The 14,006-nt window shown below is 61.7% G+C and carries 12 protein-coding genes; 4 read left to right on the forward strand and 8 right to left on the reverse strand.

Features of this window, described 5'->3' with window-relative positions; translation table 11 throughout:
• Positions 1–32: 32 nt before the first annotated feature.
• The 7 genes from C7378_RS09465 to C7378_RS09495 form a co-directional block, all read right to left on the reverse strand.
• The gene (locus C7378_RS09465; protein ID WP_131995189.1) at positions 33–1,748 is read right to left on the reverse strand and encodes an electron transfer flavoprotein-ubiquinone oxidoreductase; all 1,716 of its coding nucleotides are present in this window, start codon (positions 1,746–1,748) and stop codon (positions 33–35) included.
• A 74-nt stretch (positions 1,749–1,822) separates the two neighbouring features.
• Positions 1,823–2,932, reverse strand: coding sequence for a GGDEF domain-containing protein (locus C7378_RS09470; protein ID WP_131995192.1), 1,110 nt, complete (start codon positions 2,930–2,932; stop codon positions 1,823–1,825).
• A gap of 131 nt (positions 2,933–3,063) precedes the next feature.
• The gene (locus C7378_RS09475; RefSeq protein WP_131995195.1) at positions 3,064–4,242 is read right to left on the reverse strand and encodes a potassium channel family protein; all 1,179 of its coding nucleotides are present in this window, start codon (positions 4,240–4,242) and stop codon (positions 3,064–3,066) included.
• 36 nt (positions 4,243–4,278) lie between these two features.
• Positions 4,279–5,706, reverse strand: coding sequence for a hypothetical protein (locus tag C7378_RS09480; RefSeq protein ID WP_131995198.1), 1,428 nt, complete (start codon positions 5,704–5,706; stop codon positions 4,279–4,281).
• A gap of 99 nt (positions 5,707–5,805) precedes the next feature.
• Positions 5,806–7,620: a hypothetical protein gene (locus tag C7378_RS09485; RefSeq protein ID WP_131995201.1), complete on the reverse strand. Its 1,815-nt coding sequence runs from the start codon at positions 7,618–7,620 to the stop codon at positions 5,806–5,808.
• Between the two features lie 189 nt (positions 7,621–7,809).
• The gene (locus C7378_RS09490; RefSeq protein ID WP_131995204.1) at positions 7,810–9,132 is read right to left on the reverse strand and encodes an Nramp family divalent metal transporter; all 1,323 of its coding nucleotides are present in this window, start codon (positions 9,130–9,132) and stop codon (positions 7,810–7,812) included.
• Between the two features lie 81 nt (positions 9,133–9,213).
• Positions 9,214–9,891, reverse strand: a complete 678-nt coding sequence (locus C7378_RS09495) for a metal-dependent transcriptional regulator (protein ID WP_131995207.1) — start codon at positions 9,889–9,891, stop codon at positions 9,214–9,216.
• Positions 9,892–9,956: 65 nt separating this feature from the next.
• Between C7378_RS09495 and C7378_RS09500 the strand changes: the two genes are divergently transcribed.
• The 4 genes from C7378_RS09500 to C7378_RS09515 all read left to right on the forward strand — a co-directional run bounded on the left by C7378_RS09500 (position 9,957) and on the right by C7378_RS09515 (position 12,669).
• The gene (locus tag C7378_RS09500; RefSeq protein ID WP_131995210.1) at positions 9,957–10,571 is read left to right on the forward strand and encodes a hypothetical protein; all 615 of its coding nucleotides are present in this window, start codon (positions 9,957–9,959) and stop codon (positions 10,569–10,571) included.
• Positions 10,572–10,639: 68 nt separating this feature from the next.
• Positions 10,640–11,128, forward strand: coding sequence for a hypothetical protein (locus tag C7378_RS09505; protein WP_131995213.1), 489 nt, complete (start codon positions 10,640–10,642; stop codon positions 11,126–11,128).
• A 45-nt stretch (positions 11,129–11,173) separates the two neighbouring features.
• Positions 11,174–11,935: a ribonuclease HII gene (locus C7378_RS09510; protein WP_243648159.1), complete on the forward strand. Its 762-nt coding sequence runs from the start codon at positions 11,174–11,176 to the stop codon at positions 11,933–11,935.
• Positions 11,920–12,669, forward strand: a complete 750-nt coding sequence (locus C7378_RS09515) for a PIG-L deacetylase family protein (RefSeq protein WP_131995216.1) — start codon at positions 11,920–11,922, stop codon at positions 12,667–12,669. The genes C7378_RS09510 and C7378_RS09515 overlap by 16 nt, the downstream gene beginning before the upstream one ends.
• Positions 12,670–12,745: 76 nt before the next feature.
• Here the strand turns inward: C7378_RS09515 and C7378_RS09520 are convergent, their stop codons facing one another.
• Positions 12,746–13,888 carry a BON domain-containing protein gene (locus C7378_RS09520; RefSeq protein WP_131995219.1) on the reverse strand — a complete coding sequence of 381 codons (1,143 nt, stop codon included), beginning with the start codon at positions 13,886–13,888 and terminating at the stop codon, positions 12,746–12,748.
• Between the last annotated feature and the right edge of the window lie 118 nt (positions 13,889–14,006).

A 14,006-nucleotide genomic window follows, 5' to 3' on the forward strand; every position in this document is an offset into this window, starting at 1 on the left:
AACCGGCCTGATCTTCCAGGCCGGTTTTTCCATTACATCCCGTCATAGTTCGGCCCGCCGCCACCCTCCGGCGGCACCCAGTCAATGATCTGGTAGGGGTCCATAATGTCACAGGTCTTGCAGTGCACACAGTTGGCGAAATTGATCTGCAGCCGCTTCTCCGCGGGCGTCTCCGCCGACTCCACCATCTCGTAGACTGCCGCCGGGCAGAAGTACTGGCAGGGGTTGCCAAATTCCTTTGTGCAGCGGCCATCGCACACGTCGAGATCGCGGATCACCAGATGCACCGGCTGATCGTCCTCATGGCGTGTGCCCGAGTGATAGACATCCGTCAGGCGATCAAATGTCAGCTTGCCATCGCCCTTCGCGTTGCCCAGGAAGTGTTCGCGCTTGTCGCCGTAGATGCTCAGCGCATCCGCATGGCGCATCCTGCGGTAGCCGGCCTCGTTCTTTGAATCGGCGCCGAAGTTTGCGCCGCGCATCACCTGCTGCAGACCGGCCCTCATGAGCCCTTCATATAGTCCATGCTCAAATGCCTGGTGGAAGTTGCGTACCGGGTAGAGCTCCTCGCGGATCCAGCTGGCATCCACCGCAGCCTTGTACTCGCTGAGCGTATTCGCAGAGGAATCGCCGGACAGCATCGCATCGAAGGCCGTCTCCGCCGCCAGCATCCCGCTCTTGATGGCCAGATGTATCCCCTTGAGCCGCTGCGAATTCAGAAAGCTTGCCGAATCTCCCAGCAGCATCCAGCCATCGCCCGCGAGCTTCGGCATCGTCAGCCAGCCGCCGTAGGGCAGGCTCTTCGCCCCGTACCGCACCATCTTGCCGCCTTCAAGCAACCGACGCGCAAGCGGGTGCTCCTTGAAATCCTGGAAGACATGGTGCGGGTCCGTGCGGGGGGCTTCATAGTCGAGTCCTGTCACGAAGCCGACTGAAACCAGCGTATCGCTGATGCCGTAGATCCATGCGCCGCCATACTCGCGCGTGGTCAGCGGATAGCCCATGGTATAGACCACCTCGCCCTTGGCGATGCGCCCGGCCGGGATCTCCCACAGCTCCTTGATGCCGAGGCCATAGGTCTGCGCGTGCTCCGGGTCTTCGAGCCCGAGCCGCCCGATCAGCTGCTTCGCGCAGCTGCCCCGCGTACCCTCCGCCAGCACGGTGATTCTGGCCCGCAGGTCATAGCCCGGCTCAAAATTCGCCTTCTGCTGCCCTTGCTTGTCAACGCCCTTATCATCCGTGCGAACCCCCGCCACGCGCTCGCCCTCAAAGAGGAGCTCGCTGCCGGCGAAGCCGGTAAAGACGGTGATTCCTGCGGCTTCGACCTTCTCGCCCAGCCACTTCACAAACCGGTTGATGGAGATGACGTAGTTGCCATGATCGCGCAGCGGGGGCGGCACAATGGGAAATTTCCGCTGACCCTTGTCAGTTAGAAAATAGACAGATTCCTTCGTGACCTCGGCGTCGATGGGCGCTTCCGCTTCGAAGCCGGGCAACAGTTCCTTCATCGACCGCGGGTCGAGCAGCGCGCCGGAGAGACAGTGCTGGCCGATCTCTCGCGCCTTCTCCAGCACATAAATATTTTCCTTGGTCAGCGGCGAGCCGGGGTGGGCAGCGTTATGTTCGTCAATCAACTGGGAAAGCCGCAGCGCGCAGGCCATCCCGGCAGGCCCGCCGCCAACGATAACGACGTCGGCCTCCATCTGCGGGCGCTCAATTCCTTCGATAGGTTTACGAAAAGTGATCATGGGCGACCACGTAGTGTACGACAAGGAGTCCAGCGCGTGCGTGGAGCAGAAAGGAGAGCCGCCCTGTCAGGCCGCTATCCCTTCACATGCAGGAGAGGCGACTCCTCATTCCAGACGCAGTCTCGGCCTGCTCGCTTGGCCCTGTAGAGAGCCTCATCCGCGCGGGAGATCAGACTCGAGGCATCGACTGCGGCCGCGCCCGTAGGGCCAGTCGCCACCCCGATGCTGATCGTGGCAGAGTGAATCACCGCTCCCAGGCTCCTGACTCTTTCGCAGAGATGCTTCGCCACCTTGACCGCATCGGCATTGGAGGTTGCCGGCAGCAACACTGCAAACTCCTCCCCGCCGTACCTTGCGACCATGTCTGTTCGGCGAACGCCGGCCTGCAGGGTTGCCGCAATACGACGAAGCACCTGGTCGCCTTCCATGTGGCCGAACTCGTCATTGATCGACTTGAAGTGATCGACATCGACCATCAGCAGCGAGAGTTCCCCGCCGTCTGGCATCTCGGACTGGAGGGCATTGCCCATCTGGTAGAGGAAGGAGCGCCGATTTCGCATGCCTGTCAGCTCGTCTGTCGTGGCCTGCGCCGTGAGCCGGGCATTTGACTTCTGCAGCTCATGCCGGCTGAGTCTCAGCTCTTCCTCAATCCGCGCAGCGCGTGAGTTGGCCTCTTCCAGTGCGACAAGCTGCTGCCTCAGTTGAAAGCAGTAGCTCACCTGTCGCGCCAGCACCCTGAGTGCTTTATGCTTTTCTTCCGTGAGTTGGCGCGGCTGGCGATCGATCACACACAGGGCGCCTACCTGGAACCCGTCGGGACTACTGATCGGCATGCCTGCATAAAAGCGTATATACGGCTCGCCCAGAACCAGCGGGTTTGACCGGAATCGAGAGTCCAGCGTGGCGTCCGATACCTCGAAGAGACCACTCTGCGTGATCGTGTAACTGCAGAAAGAAGCCGATCTTGAGGTTTCCTGCATAGTCAGGCCCACTCTGGCCTTGAACCACTGGCGATCGTGATCGATCAGCGAAACCAGCGCAATCGGCGCTTCGCATACGAAGGCAGCCAGTTGTGCCAGATCGTCATAGGGGTCTTCCGGAGCTGTATCGAGAATCTTGAGATGCCGAAGCGACTGCAGACGTGCCAGTTCGAGATCGGCAGTGCAACTTAATTCAGTTTGCATCGACCTGCTATTCAGTTTTCCTGCGGAGTTGGTTTATGTCTCCAGTGTAGGATCGAGGGGTTACAAACCAGAAGAAAAATATTGTGCCCGGCAGCAGTCGAAAGTAACCCTTCGGCAATGACCGCTAGCAGTTAGAAAAGATGGTCTTCCTCATCATGCGCCATGATGGCGTGAGCACCGGTTGCGGAAGCTTCGCCCAGGTTCACCGCTTCCGTCTCTGCTCTCAGCCGCGCGACGGTCATCCAGTTGTCCTTGTGCGGCTGCTCGGCAACGAAGGGCGGCAGCGGCATCAACAAATACCGGCTCAGCGCCTCCGCGTGCCCCTCGTAGAGCTGCCGCATCTTGCGCAGCCGCGCCAGCGAATCCGCATCGCGGCAGACTCGAACGCCCGCCTGGCAAAGCTGGTCATAGAGCGCCACGAAGCCCTCCTGCGGCAGACGGTCCCGCTCCAGCGGAACGGGCGTGAGCGAGAAGATCTGCGACAGGTCCACCAGCGCATGCCGAGCCATGGCAAAGGTCAGCTGCGCCTGCCGCGCCGGATACTCCTGTACGCCCGAGACCAGCAGCGCGCAGGCATCAAGCACCGCCGTCAGCGCCGCGAGCCAGCTCTGATTCGTATGCTGCGAGCGGAAGTAGCACAGCAGTGGATAGGAGATGTGGCTCTCCAGCAGCTCTGCCGACCATCGCTCCCACTCCTCCAGCAGCAGGATCAGTGCATCATTGCCGCCATCGAAGGCATGACGCCGCATCAGTTCGGCAGCGGTCGGCGGCGAACCGGCGCGCGCATCCAGCAGGGAGATGCTCACCTCGCGCCGCGAAAACGCGCCGTACAGCACAGGGAAATAGCCAATCACCACGGCGACAAATCCCAGCCCCATTCCCGACTCGAGCACCATCAGATAGCGCGCTGTATGGGTGTGCGGCACCATGTCGCCGAGACCCAGCGTAAAGAGCGTCGTACCACTGACATACAGGTCAGAGTGCCAGCCGGGCGTATGCATCAACGGATCGGCAAACGGCGACCCGAGCCCGTAGTAGAGCAGCGCAAACCCCACCACGATCGAGGCCGCCCACATCACCAGCAGCAGCACCAGCGAGAGCGGCCCGTAGAAGCTGAGCATCGTCTCCCGCTTGCGGGGCGTTCGCGCCAGCCGCGCGGCCGTCGTCCAGGGACGCCACGTCAGCACATATACAAGCCCCGTCAGGCGAAAATGTCCCGTAGCGCGGCGCGGCAGAATCACCGTCTGGAAGGCGTCCAGTAACCCGACGAAAAGGCAGGCCAGCCCTGCGATAAAGCTCAATACATGCACGATGCTAGATTAGAGCGTCTCGAGGCGGCACAGTCGCTAATTTCTTTCGAGTGTCACCAGCGCAGCGCTACCCGCTGCTACACGGATACGGCACCTGCCCGCCGCCATCGATACTCGCTCCGCAGCCCCTGCAAACCAGCGGCCTCGCTCATCCACCGCCGCTCCGGCCAGCGTTACGCGCTGCAAACTGCCCAGCGAAGGAGCAGCCAGGCGGACCACTTGCCCGCGCGCCTCTTCCATCCCCGCGGCAAGCTCGACATCCGCATCACGGCCCTCATCCTTGTTGATGATCGTCACCACCAGGCCGCCATCCGGCCGCATGACAGGGTAGGCGGTGAGGTTGACTCCACCGGTATCGAGTTCGGCAGCAACGAGAGTTCCCTGCGACGCCTGCGCGAAGGCCAGCATGCCGTAGTAGTCCGGCTTCGCGGTATAGCTGCCCCGCTGGTCATCTCCGATAGGTGAGTAGGCGCTGACTACATCGAACTGGTTCAGTCCGGTTTCGATATTCACTCCGGCAGCACCATGGGAGGCCAGACGGAACATGAAATCCAGCACCCACAGCGCCGCGCCAAAGGTATCGCTGACGCCGGGCTTGCCACCCCCTGAAAAGGAATTCGTCTCGCAGATGCGATACGGCACATGCGAAGATTGCGACGCCTCCTGCAGTCTCTTCAGCCTGGTTTCCAGCTGGGCATCCGGCTCCAGCAGCTCTTCCAGCGTGCTCGAAGAGCTGCCCGCACCGCCACGGTAATAGTGTTCGGTCAGCAACCTGAGATCGTGGCCCTCGTCCGCAGCAAAGCGTGTCACCCATTCATCCGTGAACGCTGCATCCGGCCCGGCAAAAGGCGCATGCGGGAGCGTCGCGCGAATCGCCTTCCGGTAGCGGCGAAAATCCGCCAGGTAGTCTTCATAGCCGTAGCTGTCCTTGCGATGTCCCTCGTGCGTGTAGAGGTCAGGCTCGTTGCCGATCTCAAAAGCGAGCAGCTTGTCCTGCATGATCCCATCGACTGCGACGGCCTCCGCGACCGCCTGCTCTGCGGTGCCGCTGCCGAGGTTCAAACCCCAGATCAGGCGCCAGCCCGTGGCATTCAGAAAGCCCTTCAGGTCTTCAAGATTCTTCCTCGTGATCACACTCGACTTCGCACGCGCCACCGGCTTGCCATCGGGTTGGTAGGAGGCATAATCCGAATTGTTGCCGCCAACGCGGACCACCCCATGGGCCCCCAGCGTCCGCACCAGCTGCACGTAGTGCTGGTTGTTGGGGCTCAGCAGCCCGGGCGCCGCCACAGAGGATGCCTCATAGCCGAGGCCGATGAAGTCCGCAGGGATAACGCTCAGCTTCTTATCAACCAGCACGCGGAGGCTGACCACCTGAGAAGAACGGGCAGCCGCAAACCCGCGCGGTGCAAGGCAAGCGCCTGCACTCCACGCGGCACATTCCAGAAAGGTCCGGCGATTCATGCCGCTATCCTACAGCCACCCGCCTGCTCCGGCTGTACAGTTCGCCGGAATAAAAAGAGGCGTCCGCGAACGGACGCCTCTTTTTGCGTTGAGCCATGCTTACGGCAGGTAGTAGCGGAACGAGGTCCAGAAGCCATTGTCTGTACCTTTGGGTGCTCCCCCAACGCCTGGATAGGTGAAGCGCTGGAAGTAGGAGTACTGGAGCCCCTGGCGCAGTCTGCCCTTGGGCCCCTTATAGAAGTCATACCAGTAGCCCAGGATGAATTCCTGCAGGTCCTTGGTGTCCGCGGTGCAGTTTGCCAAGCCACCCGGTGCATATCCACCCGCACCCGGCAGCGGCTCCTTGTCGCAGCCGGTATTCACAAAGGTCGGAGCACCGTAGCCAATTTCCTTACCCGCAGAGTTCATGAAGTAGCGCTTGAACGCGTAGTCTGTGCCGTAGTTGGCATAGATATTCAGGCGTGTTGTGGGCATCGCTTCAAGGGTGCCCAGGGCAGAGAAGCCGTGCAGCAGCGCCAGCTGTCCGCCCGGATCGACCGTCGTATCAGGCAGTCCGGTGCTGCCGTAGCGCCCGATGCCATCACCCCACAGGCCCTTTGCGCCAATATCGAGGCGTTTGTGGAAGGTCGGAACGCGGAAGCCACCGCCGATGCCGCCGCCCACTGCATCATCGTTGTAGGCGCCGGTCGAGTTGTTGTTGGCAGCTACGCTCGAAAGATCGTTGGGATAGACGCGGGCGCGGAACACGCGGCTGATGCCGAAGAGTTCATAGTGCCCCCAGCCCGGTTCAAACGCGACCTTCGCAATGAAGTCCGGCGCTGCATTCGAGGCGTAATTTGCCAGCGGATTGAAAAGGCCGCCACCGTTTCCAGCCTGTCCTACGATCAGGTTGCTCGGGAAGTTGTGCCCGGCGACCGAGGCGATCTGCGGGTTCTCCGCCGATACGCCGAAGAAGATCTTGCGGCCGAAGTCCTTGGTGATACGGAACGCATACTGCCGCGTCCATACGAAGCCGACGGCGTACTGTGGGTCGATGGTCGACGGCAGAATCTCTGATCGGTTCTGCAGTCCCTTCGTCGTTTCCGTTGCCAGGCTCCACATCTGGCCGCCGGTGAAGGTCCAGCCGCTGTTCAGCGCGGCCTGCGCCCACATCTGCCGCTGGCGAAGCGAGTAGCTGTTGCTCTGGTTATTGTTTGAGGTGGCGGCTGCCGACAGGAAGTCAGCCTCGTAGTATCCGCCGATGGTCATGTTGTCGAGCTTACCCTGGGCGAGTAGCGCAATACGCGACTGACGACCCGTACCGTAGAACTCTGAGTAATTTGCCTGCGGCTGACCCGGCAGCGGAATCGCGCCGAAAGGCGTGTTCAAACCACCGCCCGTGGCCTTGCTGCGGTACACAGTTTCACCCGCCAGGAAGCTGCCTGTCGGCGAGAGCGTTACACCCTTGAATCGAACCGCATCCGGGCTCTCGATCGACTTCTCGATCTTCGCCTGGCTGGTCTGTACGGCGAGCACCTGGGTCTTGGTCGTTGTCTTCAGGTCTCCGACTGCATTCTGCAGGCTGTTGACGCTGGCTGCCGTCTGCGCAGCGGCCTGCTGCTGCATCTGGTTGCCCTGCTCCGCCTGTTGGGCGGCCTGCTGTGCGGCAGCCGCGGTCTGCTGCGCCTGCTGCAACTGGGCATCGCGATCTGCCAGCTGCTGCTTCAGCATCTGGATCTGCGTTTCCATGTCCTGTCGCAGCGACTCGATCTGCGACTCGACACTTGGCTTAGCAGGCTTCCTGACCGGCCTGGCCTTATGCGTTGTCTTCCTGGTTGCAGCGCTGCCCTCAACTCCGCTTTTCGCGGTCTGCGCGCTGGCTACCAGAGCAGAAGCCAGCACCATACTCGCCAGCACTTTTAGATTGCTCTTCATTAGACCTCTCATGGGTTCGACTGCACTTGATCGCCGGTAACGTCTGCAGGAAACTCCAAACACACGTCCTCCCAGAGTCGCAACGGCGAAAACTGTGTGTAGAGTGACAGGCCTTTGTGAATATTTGAAGAAAAGACGATGAATTACTGGTCAATACGAGAGGCGGCGCCGCCCTGGGCGTTCAGTCAATTACTGCGGGTGAATCATCTGCAACAGCAGCCATCCATTCAGAACTGCTATGAGCGCCGCCACCGCCCAGGCCATTCCCTGCAGCCACCGGCGATTCACCAGGGAACCCATGAGTTCGCGGTTTCCGGTGAAGGCCACCAGCGGAACAACCGCGAAGCTCAGTTGCATGCTCAGCACTACCTGGCTGAAGACCAGCAGGCGTGCCGTGCCGTCGCTGCCGTAAATGGCTGTCACGATCACCGCGGGAACGATTGCCATTCCCCGCGTGATCAGCCGCCGCAGCCACGGCTTCATCTTTAGGTCAAGAAAACCTTCCATCACGATCTGCCCGGCCAGCGTGCCCGTGATGGTCGAGTTCTGCCCTGAGGCCAGCAGGGCCAGCGCAAATATGGTGCTCGCGCCCGTCACGCCCAGCAGTGGCGTCAGCAGTTTATATGCATCGCCGATCTCCGCTACTTCGGGATGGGCTTTATGAAAAACCGCCGCCGCCACCACGAGGATCGCTCCGTTGACAAACAGCGCCATCGTCAGCGCGACCGCCGAGTCGATATTGGCGAAGCGCACTGCCTGCCGTTTCCCTTCCCGGGTTCGCGGATAGTCGCGCGTCTGCACAATCGAGGAGTGCAGATAGAGGTTATGCGGCATCACCGTAGCGCCGAGAATGCTGATCGCGATGTAGAGCATTTCGCGGTCGCGCAGCAACCCCGCCGGTGGCACGAAGAGGTGCGTCACCATTGATCCGAAGGCAGGGTGCGAGAGCACAACCTCTATGCCGAAGAGCACCGCGATAGTGCCGATCAGCACCATCACCACAGCCTCCAGCTTGCGGAAGCCGCGCCCCTCAAGCAGCAGGATCAGCAACACATCGAGGCCGGTGACGATAACGCCCAGCAGCAGCGGCAGGCCGAAGAGCAGCTGCAGTGCGATCGCCGAGCCAATCACCTCCGCCAGGTCGCAGGCCGCAATCGCTATCTCTGCAAACACCCACAAAGACACCGCGACGGAGCGGCGATAACGCGCACGGCACAGCTGCGCCAGGTCCTGCTCGGTAGCGATCCCCAGTTTGAGCGAGAGGCTCTGCAGCAGCACCGCCATCAGGTTGGAAGCCATGATGACGAAGAGCAGGCTGTAGCCATAGCGCGACCCGGCTGCAAGGTCCGTCGCCCAGTTGCCCGGGTCCATATAGCCGACGGCGATGAGAAAACCCGGTCCCGCGAAGCCCAGCACGTGCCGGAAAAGGCCCCGATTTGCGAACGAATGAACGGTTCCCGCCGACTCGGAGGGGCTCGAACGCGTCTCGACTTGGAGGGTTTCGGACGGCATCCTGTCTAGCTACAGTATGCCACAGTTATTTAACCTAGGTTAAATAAAAATATAGATATGAGGTTAAGTACCATCAAAAAATCAACGTTTAGGCGCTGGCCTTACCCAGACCCGCGCTGCGGCCACAGACCCCAGGGTCGCCTCACCGGCGCTGGTCTTCAGACGCAGCGTCTCGTCATAATTTCTGGCCAGGACTCTCACAGGCGAAGCTGGCCCGATCCCGAGCTGGTGCAGAAACTTGAGCAGCTTCGGATCGCGCTCGTAAAGGCTCGTTACCAGGTAGGATGCGCCTTCTGCCGCTTCCGACAGGGGCACCAGCCCCCGCTTTCGCCGCTGCGACGGGCTCTCCGGCAGCACTGCGTTCCCGTGGGGACAGACACCATCGCGCCCCAGCTTCTCGACCAGCTTGGCCTCGAAAGCCTCTGAGACCGCGTGCTCCAGCCGCTCGGCTTCATCGTGGATCTCGTACCACGCCATGTCGAAGACCTCCGACAGCATGCGTTCGATCAGGTGGTGGCGCAGCGCAGTCCGATAGGCAGCTTCGCGGCCCTTCGCGGTCAGGCGGATGATCCCGTCCTTTTTGACCTCAACATAGGCGTCGCGCTTGAGCCGCTTGAGCGCCATTGTCACAGCCGGCGCACTCACTCCGAGCCAGTGCGCCAGCGTACTGGGAATGACGCTCAGCCCCTCGGCTTCCGCTTCCAGAATAGCCTTGAGATAGTCTTCCTTCGAGTTCGAGATCGCGGTTTTGGCCGTCACGTCTCTATCCTACGACGACGCTCGCCCCCGCCGTCGCATCCTACTCCCGCGATATCCTGAAGAGGATGAAAACTCGCGGACTGCTTACTGGAATCCTTGCACTCGGCGGAATCTTCTCCTTCGGTGCTGTTACTGCCCGTCCCGCCGAACCTCATCCAGGTGCAGGTCACGGTCCCTTCGTGCCCCTCTGCACGGGCATTCATCTCACCGCGGCGTATCTTGCACCGACCACGCCCGGTGGCCCCATCAGCTTTCACTTTGTGCTCCAGAACGACACCGCGCACACCATCAAGCTGCAGCAGCCTGCTCCGACCAGCGCTCACTGGTACGCGCGTGTCGGGCAGAAGTGGCTCTGGCGCGCCTCTGCCGGAGCGGGCGGCAGCCTGGCCGACGGCCTCAACGAAAAGGGACGCCTCTTTGCTTCTCAGCCCCACACCGCGCCCGCCAATCCCTCATTCCTGGTGGTTCCTCCGCACAGGTCGCAGGAGTGGATAGCCAGCGAACAAGACAACCCCGCACTGGCCTATAAACCCGGTTGCGCTCTCTGCAACTATCCCGGGGAACGAGAGTATCGGGTCATCTTCGCCTATGCGTATCTACCCGCTCCGGGGCAGAACGAAGCCGGGCTGCTCTCCTGCGGATTACGCTCTCTGCCCGTCGATATGCCGCCACGCCGTTAGGTTTTCTGCATCCTCCGCACAACTGCCGCCGCCAGGCCGGGTTCCTAAAGAGCGTTGGAGGAAACACAATGCGTCAACAAATTCGAGCTATTACCCTTACCGGCCTGCTTGCAGTCGGTCTTTCCGGCAGCATCCTCATCGCCCAGGATGCAGCCCAGCAGCCGCCGTCACCGCCGGCGCAGGGCAGCATGCAACAGCCACCCATGCGCGGCATGCGCCACATGAATCCTGACAGGCAGCTCAAGCACATGACGAAGATGCTGAATCTCTCCGCTGACCAGCAGAGCCAGATCAAGCCGATCCTCGTAGACCATCAGCAGCAGATGCAGAAGCTCATGCAGGACCAGTCGCTCTCGCGTCAGGACCGCATGCAGCAGATGCGCACCATCAATCAGGACACTCACGCTAAAGTCGATGCCATCCTCAACGACCAGCAGAAGCAGCAGTGGCAGCAGATGATGCAGCACCGCATGCAGATGAGGCATCAGCAGATGCAGAATGGCCCGCAACCGAACAGCGGCAGCGCTCCCCAGCCGCCGGCTTCGCCTCAGCAGTAAGCATTTGCATCCCGTCTTCTGTGAGCTGCGTTGCGCAGAAGCGGGATGCGTCCGTCTCCGTCGCTCTGCACCCGCGATAAAATCAAGCAGATGCCGGACAACGTCAACCCTGGCGCAGAGAAGCAAGTCTCCGCCGCTACTCAAAAGCTGAGGATGCTCCGTTCCCTCGTCTGCGGCCTCAAGTATGAGAAGCAGGCCCGGGCGCAGGGTGCGACCCACATCGCAGGAGTGGATGAGGTGGGCCGCGGTTCCCTCTTCGGCCCGGTTGTCGCAGCAGCGGTGGTGCTTCCGGACGATTGCCGCATCCGCGGCCTGCGCGACTCCAAGCAGCTCGAACCGGCAGAGCGCGAACGCCTCGCCGCGATCATCGAGCGCAAGGCGCTTGCGATCGCAATCGAAGAGGTTGACGCTGCCACCATCGACCGCATCAACATCTACCAGGCGACGCGTCTCGCCATGACCACCGCAGTCCGGCGGCTGCAACCTGGGCCCGACCACCTGCTCGTCGACGCGCTGCGCCTGGACGTCGAGTGCACCCAGACCAGCATCATCTATGGCGACTCACTCAGCGTCTCGATTGCAGCCGCTTCAGTCGTTGCCAAGGTCTATCGCGACCGCCGCATGTGCGAGCTCGACCGCGAATATCCTCTCTACGGCCTCAGCTCGCACAAGGGTTACAGCACCCCGGCCCATCTCTCGGCTCTGCTGCGTCATGGGCCCACGCCCCTGCACCGCAGAACCTTTCGTCCTGTGGCTGAAGCCACGCTGCCCTGGGATCACGAGGAAGAATCTTGCCACAGCGATTGATGTGCATTACCGCACACCCTGATGATGAATCCGGCGCCTTTGGAGGCGCTCTGGCGATGGCCCACGCAGCGGGCGTCGAAACCACCGTTCTCTGCCTCACTGAAGGAGCAGCGGGCAGCTATCGCCCCGATGGGCTGACCAATGACGAGCTTGCCCGCATCCGCCGCGCTGAGTTCGCCGACGCCTGCGAACTCCTGGGCGTGACGAATGCCATCCTGCTGCGCTACCCTGACGGCGCGCTCGCCTCCGAGCCGTTTCTCGATCTGGTGCAGTTGGTGGCCGAACACCTGCGCGCCTGCCGTCCGCAGGTGGTGCTCACTTTCGCCGGCGATGGCAACGTCAATCAGCATCGCGACCACACGATCGTCAGCCTGGCCGCCACGGCAGCCTTTCACTGGGCCGGCCGCGAAAACTCTCCCCTCACTCTCGCCACCCGGCCTTACGCACCGCAGAAACTCTACTACGCCGGCACTCCCTTCCTCGCCGTGCGCAGCGAACAAGACAAGGCCGTAGCCGCGCGAACTCCGCACTCCCTGAGCCTCGAACTACGGGACTATAAGGAAAAGAAGATCGCAGCCTTCCTCAAGCACACGACCCAGCAGGCCATCCTCGATCGCGTCCGCGACATCATGGAGCCGCAACTCGATTACGAACACTATCTTCTCGCTGCCTCCCGCAAGGCGCTCCCCCTCAACCAGGACATTGCGCTCTTCAGCGATGTCATAGAGGACTGACTCCCAAAAAGCAAAGCGGCGCATACCGTAGCCCTGGTATGCACCGCTTCACCTGGTCCTGCTCTGCTTGCCTGTCTTACTGGGGTCGCTGCTGCAGCTGCGGCGAATTATCGCTGAAGCTACGCGGCGCGCCAACCGCACGCGACGTTGTCACATTGACCGGCGACTGCAGTTTAAAGTTCACCAGAGTCTCCGGCTTGATCTGCACCTGCTCGCCGCGAGTTACGGTGTTAGCGCCCGCGCCCAGTCCGCCTCCGGCTGCAGCGCCAATCGCCGCACCCTTGCCGCCTCCTGCCAGTGCGCCGATGATGGCGCCCAGGGCCGCTCCGCCGCCTACCTTCGCAGCCGTGTTCTTGCCGCGACCTGCCCCCTGCTTGCTATAAGGGTCAGTGACCAGCGCGATCTGCCTGCCATGGGCGGTGAGCTGGGTCAGCTCAATCGAGAGAAGCGAGCTCCCCTTGAAGTGGGCTGCATCCTTGGCATCGATCACCCGGCCTACCACCGTTGACCCCTGCGGGACAGCTACCATTCCATCCACGATCAGGTCGCTGCTCACAGTTCCGTGAAACGTCTGATTCGGCTGCGCCGAGGAGCTGTCCAGCGCTTCGGTAATACGCACAGGAACCACCGTACCTGCCGGAATCGTCACTGTCTTCACAACCGGCTTGGGAGGAGCGGGCGGCGGTGGCGGGGCCACGGTCTGTACTCGCTCCGGCACCGGCCGTGGGGCCGGAGGCACCGGCGGCGCCTGTTCCTCAGCCTGCGCCCGCCGCTGGGCGAGCTTTGCCTCGCGCTGCTTCGCTGCGCGCTCCTTCATCAGGCGATCACGCTTTTCGCGCGCCGACTCTGCCGGTGGAGGCGGCGGAGCCACGGGTGCAGGCGCTGCAGCGGCCTGCGCCGGTGGCTGCACGGTCAGATTGTTGAGAACCGTCTTCACCCCGCTGACGCTTCCCGCATCGTTGCTTGCCAGGGCCCGGGAGGCTTCATCGTTGGCCGTTCCGGAAAGCGTTACAACCGCGCCCTGCACGCCCACCTGGATATTCTGCCCATTGAGTGCGCTCTCGCTGCCTATCTTCGCCTGGACTGCACTGGCGATCTGCTGGTCGGTGGGAGGCGGCGGCTGTTCGGAGGCCTGTTTATTGCATCCGATTCCAAGGGCCAGCGTGACAGCAAGTCCGGTTGCCTGAATACTTCTCGAGACTTCACTAGGAAATTTCATCTTTCACCTTCGTTTCCTGTCGGCCATCGGTTGCACTGGCCACATGCACCAAGTTTAGAATCCCTGAGGCATCCGATGGCGGGTTTATGATGCATAGACGCGTTCGTGCGGCTTTAGT

The organism is Acidipila rosea, assembly GCF_004339725.1.
In the GTDB taxonomy this organism is placed as follows: Bacteria; Acidobacteriota; Terriglobia; order Terriglobales; family Acidobacteriaceae; genus Acidipila; species Acidipila rosea.

Excerpts from the sequence above, each read along its gene's own strand:
- C7378_RS09465 (WP_131995189.1), bottom strand. The coding sequence starts at position 1,748 with ATGATCACTTTTCGTAAACCTATCGAAGGAATTGAGCGCCCGCAGATG.
- C7378_RS09470 (WP_131995192.1), bottom strand. The coding sequence starts at position 2,932 with ATGCAAACTGAATTAAGTTGCACTGCCGATCTCGAACTGGCACGTCTG.
- C7378_RS09480 (WP_131995198.1), bottom strand. The coding sequence starts at position 5,706 with ATGAATCGCCGGACCTTTCTGGAATGTGCCGCGTGGAGTGCAGGCGCT.
- C7378_RS09485 (WP_131995201.1), bottom strand. The coding sequence starts at position 7,620 with ATGAAGAGCAATCTAAAAGTGCTGGCGAGTATGGTGCTGGCTTCTGCT.
- C7378_RS09490 (WP_131995204.1), bottom strand. The coding sequence starts at position 9,132 with ATGCCGTCCGAAACCCTCCAAGTCGAGACGCGTTCGAGCCCCTCCGAG.
- C7378_RS09500 (WP_131995210.1), top strand. The coding sequence starts at position 9,957 with ATGAAAACTCGCGGACTGCTTACTGGAATCCTTGCACTCGGCGGAATC.
- C7378_RS09505 (WP_131995213.1), top strand. The coding sequence starts at position 10,640 with ATGCGTCAACAAATTCGAGCTATTACCCTTACCGGCCTGCTTGCAGTC.
- C7378_RS09510 (WP_243648159.1), top strand. The coding sequence starts at position 11,174 with ATGCGTCCGTCTCCGTCGCTCTGCACCCGCGATAAAATCAAGCAGATG.
- C7378_RS09520 (WP_131995219.1), bottom strand. The coding sequence starts at position 13,888 with ATGAAATTTCCTAGTGAAGTCTCGAGAAGTATTCAGGCAACCGGACTT.